Origin of the sequence: Vibrio sp. V42_P2S4T144, assembly GCF_009904715.1 — a bacterium.
In the GTDB taxonomy this organism is placed as follows: domain Bacteria; phylum Pseudomonadota; class Gammaproteobacteria; order Enterobacterales; family Vibrionaceae; genus Vibrio; species Vibrio alginolyticus.
On the sequence record NZ_WXWS01000054.1, the window covers coordinates 1 to 3,687 of the forward strand.

General features: G+C 43.5%; 3 protein-coding genes. All 3 read right to left on the reverse strand.

The genetic code is table 11. From position 1 onward, the window contains the following. Positions 1–2: 2 nt before the first annotated feature. Positions 3–1,127, reverse strand: coding sequence for an HD-GYP domain-containing protein (locus CAG68_RS01715; protein ID WP_054574122.1), 1,125 nt, complete (start codon positions 1,125–1,127; stop codon positions 3–5). A gap of 274 nt (positions 1,128–1,401) precedes the next feature. Next, positions 1,402–2,607 (reverse strand): aromatic amino acid transport family protein, encoded by a 1,206-nt coding sequence (locus CAG68_RS01720; protein ID WP_033905238.1) that lies wholly within the window; start codon positions 2,605–2,607, stop codon positions 1,402–1,404. Positions 2,608–2,768: 161 nt separating this feature from the next. After that, positions 2,769–3,687: iron-containing alcohol dehydrogenase (locus CAG68_RS01725; protein ID WP_161440716.1), on the reverse strand; the 919-nt coding region annotated here is incomplete at its 5' end.

A 3,687-nucleotide genomic window follows, 5' to 3' on the forward strand; every position in this document is an offset into this window, starting at 1 on the left:
CTTCACATTAACCCCAAGCCTGTATAGTGCTCGGGATATTTGTGGATGATTTGCTTTATATAACCTTGATGCTCTCGCAGAGCATCAACACATTCTCGAGATAACCATCCCTGATATACCCATTTTTCAAGTTCTAACAATGCGTATGGGATGGACCACGCTTGTCTGTACGGATGGTGCGTTGTCATAAAATCAAAGGCATTCGCGACAGCCGTAATTTGCGCGGCGATTGGTATATCATCATTGGTTAAACCATAAGGATAACCAGTGCCATTTAAGTTTTCGTACTGATAAGTAACCATCTGCAAAAACAAAGTCACACTCGGGTGAACCGGATTTCCGATACGGGCAACTATGTCATCCGCTGAATCGATACAACGCTCAATATGTTGAATCAATATCGCCTCTTGTTCTTGAGAGTAATTTGTTCGGCGGCTAGCAATTTCAACTGGCAGCTGACTATCACCGAGCGCATGGAACTGAGCAAAAATACCAATATCTTCGACCATTTCGTCATTCAGGTGATAACGATCCGCTAACTGCGTTGCGATAATTTGACTGTAGTACTTCATGCGTTTGGTATGCGCGTAATACTCAGGTGAATAGCCTGGCATCATACATTGCATTCGGTTCGCTAGCGTTTCTATCGCATTGACTACTTGAGTCTCTGATTCAACCGCAAATCGAATCATTTCGAAATAAGGTTTAAGACCATTCAGCGCTTCTAAACTAAACGCATCACGTTGAGTGGAGTTCAAAAATACAAAACCAGTAAAAGCTTTGTTGTCATAACAAGGAATAGCAGCCGACGACTGATATCCGTGTTTGAGTAAAATTTGAACCCGAGGACAGTGATTAATATCATGAAGGTCTTCGACGATACGAGGAACCGCGTTTTTAGAGGCAATATTAAGGTGGTGGAGTTTACGGAATGCTGATTCGTGATGGGCTAAACACCAAGTGTCGAACTCACTTTCTGCAAATGACTTGAGCACATCTTGGTCTGGGTGATATTTTGCAAATGACACCCTATCAATACATGGCAAGTGCGCCTGCATCCTGCCTTTTAGCGTTTGCAGTTGCTCGTTAAGCGGTTTTGCAAACGGGTAAAAACTCCGGTGCGCCATGCTTCACCTCCACACCAAAGCAGAGAAACAAGAAAAGCTCATTGTGTTGCAAATTCAATGGTATTTTGAGCGGTTTTCTCCACTTAAATTATCGATATACCACAACTTAAGTGTACGAAATAAAAGCACATTTCTACCAATTTTTTCACCGGATATCTTACGGTAATTTGATCCAGATTAAAAAAGCCAACGAGCGAAACTCGTTGGCCTAACAATACTGATTGATTACGATGGATTCAGTAACTAGAAGTTATTCAAAGAACGTTCTAAACAACTAGCCTAGAGCAGGAAGCACACCCAGCGTAATTAACACCTGAGCGAATACGATGCCAGTGCCAGCGATGCCCGTTATCACTAACGCACCTTGACCACCTGCGACGCGGTACTCCCCAGTAAAATCATCCGATTTACGAACCTTGATCACCATAACCAAAGGCAAAAAGATGGCTAAAATCGCTAAGGCAATCGCTGCATAGCCCAAAGCCATAATAAAGCCTTGAGGATAGAAAAGTGCGAAGCCTAGCGGTGGAGTAAACGTCACTAGTGCCGCAATCAAACGATTAGGCTTATCGTTACTTCCTTTGATGGTATCACCCAAAAATTCGAATAGACCCAAACTCACGCCAAGGAACGATGTCAACAATGCCAAGTCAGCAAACACACCAACAATGCTACCCAAATTTGATTGGTGTACTGTCTGAGATAGTTGACCAATCAGTGCGCTCAACCCTCCGTTCTCAACAAGCGTACTTTGGCTAACCACACCCAACGTCACGATTTGCCAAAAGATATAAATAACGAGTGGAATCGTCGAACCAATAATAACGGCTTTGCGTAAAGAAGAAGTGTCACCGTCTAAGTAATTCACAATTGCAGGTATACTTCCGTGGAAACCAAACGAAGTAAAGATCACCGGAATCGCCGCTACAACAAGGCCTTGTTCGATTGGCATACTTAACAAGTAAGATTCCGTAACGTTTGGAGCAAGAAAAGAAAGCACCGCAACCATCGCAATGAGCTTCATCGCGAACAGGACTCGGTTTACTTTATCGACCGTACCGGTACCCACTGTCACAACTAAAGTCACAATCAAGGTAAAGATTATCGTTGATGTAGGCCCTGAAATATCGAGGTCAAACCATTGTGCAAGGCGGTCTCCGAACTGAGCACCACCGCCAGCGATATACGCTGCACATAATGAGTAGAAAAGAAACAACATCGCAAAACTTGCCACCCACTTGCCTTTTTGACCTAGGATCTGTTTCGCCAAAGTATGAAGTGTAGCACTACTCTCCGCATGTTGATGAAGCTCAAGCATAAGCAAGGCAGTGAAAGCCATCAGAGCCCATAAGCCTAGCATGATGATAATAGAAGTTGAAAAACCAATGCCGGCAGAGGCAAGTGGAAGCGCTAGCATACCAGCGCCTATTGTAGTGCCCGCAATAATTAGCGTACTACCGAATACTTTAGAACGACTCATTGTATATTAATCTTTACACTTTATTAGAAATTATCAGTATTAGATCGGGCAACGGCGGACCGAAACCAACACCATATTTGTATTGCCGTCGATATTGTAGGATCTTTAGCAGAAGATCAAGCAAAGTGTAAGGATAAAAAACCACACATGTAAACTATAATTTACACCTTGCTGATATTTAACAATAACTGTGTGCATTCTTCCCTGTTCATGAACTTGGGAACAGGGTAATTCCAGTGCGCCTCTTTCAGAATTAAATCAACAAGCGCATCAGCATCTTCACGTTGAATGAGCGCACTGGTTTGCTCAATATCAATAGTTGAAAACAAGGACTCCAGATTCGCCAAAAAATGCTGAGCACTTGCGTTACCTAACTGCCCCTCGGCCGTCAACTCATCGAGCTTTCTTAGTTGAGGCTCAATCTCTGATAATGAAAAGCGCAGCACAGGCAACAAGGCTAATCCGTTTGCCATACCATGAGGTATTCCATATCTCGCACCGAATGTGTGAGCAAAGGCATGAACATAACCCAAACTCGCTTTGGTAAATGCTAAACCCGCGTAATAGGATGCCATAGCCATTTTATGACGAGCTTCGACATCATCCCCTTGCATCACAGCCCTAGGAAGATATTTAAAAATGAGTTTAATAGCGGCAACCGAATAAGCCATCGTTTCTTGAGTAGCGTTTTTCGATACATAGGCCTCAATAGCGTGGGTTAATGCATCAACGCCAGTATCAGCCGTGATCTTAGGAGGTAAACCAATCATTAAATTCGCATCTAAAGCTGCCATTAGTGGCACCAACTTTGGATCCATTAAAGGGGTTTTAATGTGTGAGGAGGGATCTGACACGACCGCAGCGATAGTAACTTCACTTCCGGTTCCAGCCGTTGTTGGAATAGCAAAAAGCGGTGCTGGCATTCGCCATACCTTCAATAGTCCAGCTAATTTTTTTATTGGCCGTTTATTGGTAACTTTCGCAGCAATAACTTTTGCACAATCCATTGCAGAGCCGCCACCCAAAGCTAATATGCCCTCACAATGAAAACGATGATAAGCCTCTAGACCGCTCTCAACC